Origin of the sequence: Myroides sp. C4067 (assembly GCF_038039665.1) — a bacterium.
Classification (GTDB): Bacteria; Bacteroidota; Bacteroidia; order Flavobacteriales; family Flavobacteriaceae; genus Flavobacterium; species Flavobacterium odoratimimum.
Genome location: NZ_JBBPHJ010000058.1, coordinates 1 through 2359 on the forward strand (window position 1 = coordinate 1; position 2359 = coordinate 2359).

The following is a 2359-nucleotide window of genomic DNA, read 5'->3' on the forward strand; positions in this document are numbered from 1 at the left end:
ATGTATGCACCCGAGCAAGTACATCTTGTGAGATCTAATTATTCTTCTACATTATCCAGGATAAGTTTCTTGTAATTATGAGGATATAAGTCAGCGATATTCTTGTGGTTGATGGATTGAATATTTTCAAGAACATACTTTAGCCATTGATATGGATTAATGTCATGCTTTTTGCAGTTAGCAAAAAACGTATAGGCCATAGCTGCTCTTTGTGCTGCATCATGAGAACCGGCAAAGAGATAGTTTTTACGACCAATTGCTACAGGTCTGATTACATTTTCAACAAGATTATTGTCTATCTGCAAGTTTCCATTGTGTAAGTAATCACTTAGATTACTCCATCTTTTTTGAGAGTACGCAAAAGCTTTACCTATTCTACTTTGAGGTAAGGTAAGATTCATCTGAGCAATCATATATTTACCAAGCTTGTTGATGATTGGTAAACTTTCATCTAGACGAAGTTCTTTGATTTGATCAGGAGCTAAGTTTTGTTCTTGAGCTTTTCTCTCTATAGCATATAACTTCTGTATTTCTACTAGTACATGCTGCGCCCTTTTTCTATCGTTATCTAAAGCTTTTTCAAATTCACGTCGAGCATGTGCCCAACAAGCAAGATGCGTTACATCTGACTTATTTCCATAGGCTTGGTAGCTGCTATAACCGTCCGTTTGCAGATATCCTTTGAAATTTTCTAATACAGGTAGTGCAGCACTACCGCTACGAGTAGGACTGTAATTAAACATTACAAGCTTGGATATAGGTGCATGATACACCCAATAGTAGCCAAGATGAGTTTTGTCTTTCTTTTTCTCATCTAAGACTTTGATGGTGGTTTCGTCAACTTGGAGATAACCTTCATTTTTGATGTCCATCACCAGCTTTTGGTATAGTGGTTTTAAAGCATCCATACTTTGAGCGGTCCAACCATCTATTGTAGAAGAAGCTATATCGATGTTTTCTCTTGAAAAGCGTTGCTTCTGTCTATAAAGAGGAATATGATCAACATATTTATCTACAAGTATTGTGGATAATAATCCCTCTGAAGGTATTCCTTTATCTATAATTCGCTCTGGAAGCTCACCAATACTAATTTGAGTGTTGTCTTTACCTTTAGTAGCGTATTTATATCGGATGTAACGCTTGATTTTAAAGTAACCTGGAACATAATCTAACACATCTGTAGTTTCTTTACCAATGCAAATCATATCAGATAAATCTCCCTCAGGATGTATTTCTATTTCTTCTACGGGTAAATGATCTGGTAGTTTAGCTCGTCCTGGATGTTTCTTTTTCTCACGAGAGTAGGTAATCTCTTGTTTGATTACTTCTTCTTGTTCCTCTAAGACTGCTTGTTCAACATCTAAAGGTAATTGAGTTTGATTGGGATCCTCAAAACGTTCTCGGCTTTGACCGAACTTCATGCGCTCAAGTAGCTTTACACGATATTCCAGTTCTGTATTTTTTTCTTCTAGTTTAGAGGTCTTTTCTTCTAAGCTAGTAGTTTTCTTCTCTAATTTAGTATTTACTTTTTCTTGTTTGGAAATAGTCTTTTGGGCTTTGGTTAAAAGTGCCAAAAGTTCTTGTTTCGATAAGTTTTCTAAGTCTATTTCCATGAAGTAAATATACGTCAAAATCCTTATTTATACAAGGATTAAGGCTGTTTTATCTCATGGAAAACCGCCTTTTTTGAGTACTTTTTATCACTTGTATTCCTTCAATCATAAGTACCAAATCACTCCAACTGATTTGAGTCCGATTATGAATAGGAAAAGCAAAAGTACCTTGTTCTAATCGCTTGTGATATAACACAAAACCACCTGTTTCCCAGTGTAAGAGTTTAATCTGATTACATCGACGATTGATAAAGACGTAGACACTTCCATTATGAGCGACTTGATTAAGCTCGTTTTGAACAAGACCACATAGACTATCGAAACTCTTGCGCATATCACAAGCTGATTTATACAAGTAGAATTGATGGCTACTACTCAGACTAAACATTACACAAGGTTTACTAATGAATAGAGTTCACCCAAGTCTTTCGTTTCTAAACGTAACTTCACTCCATTAGGATACACGATTTCGTATTCTTTACTGTCGGTTTTAGATGTTTCACCTATTGCTATAAAGTTACTTGAGCCTTCTTGCTCTGTTTCACTCTTAAACTTTACTACCCAATAACTAAATGTCGCCAGCTTAATTCCAACACTTTCACAATACTTTGATTGTGTTAATCCACTTGCTTGCCAATCCTCTACATGAGAGTACATAATTTCTTGTTTGCTCATCTCTTTATTATTTAAAGCAAACTTACTTCCTTACATTATATTATGAAACATGCACTTGCTGGGGTGCATAC

At 35.5% G+C, this 2359-nt stretch carries 3 protein-coding genes; all 3 read right to left on the minus strand.

Annotated features, from left to right (window positions below; translation table 11 throughout):
• Positions 1-38 precede the first annotated feature (38 nt).
• Genes tnpC through tnpA form a run of 3 tightly spaced genes read right to left on the minus strand, consistent with a single transcriptional unit; the run spans position 39 to position 2288 of the window.
• On the minus strand, positions 39-1613 hold the full coding sequence (tnpC, locus tag AABL87_RS17640; protein WP_006265854.1) for an IS66 family transposase: 1575 nt from the start codon (positions 1611-1613) through the stop codon (positions 39-41).
• Between the two features lie 49 nt (positions 1614-1662).
• The gene (gene tnpB, locus AABL87_RS17645; protein ID WP_080592084.1) at positions 1663-2001 is read right to left on the minus strand and encodes an IS66 family insertion sequence element accessory protein TnpB; all 339 of its coding nucleotides are present in this window, start codon (positions 1999-2001) and stop codon (positions 1663-1665) included.
• Positions 2001-2288 carry an IS66 family insertion sequence element accessory protein TnpA gene (gene tnpA, locus AABL87_RS17650; protein WP_006258245.1) on the minus strand — a complete coding sequence of 96 codons (288 nt, stop codon included), beginning with the start codon at positions 2286-2288 and terminating at the stop codon, positions 2001-2003. The genes tnpB and tnpA overlap by 1 nt, the downstream gene beginning before the upstream one ends.
• Between the last annotated feature and the right edge of the window lie 71 nt (positions 2289-2359).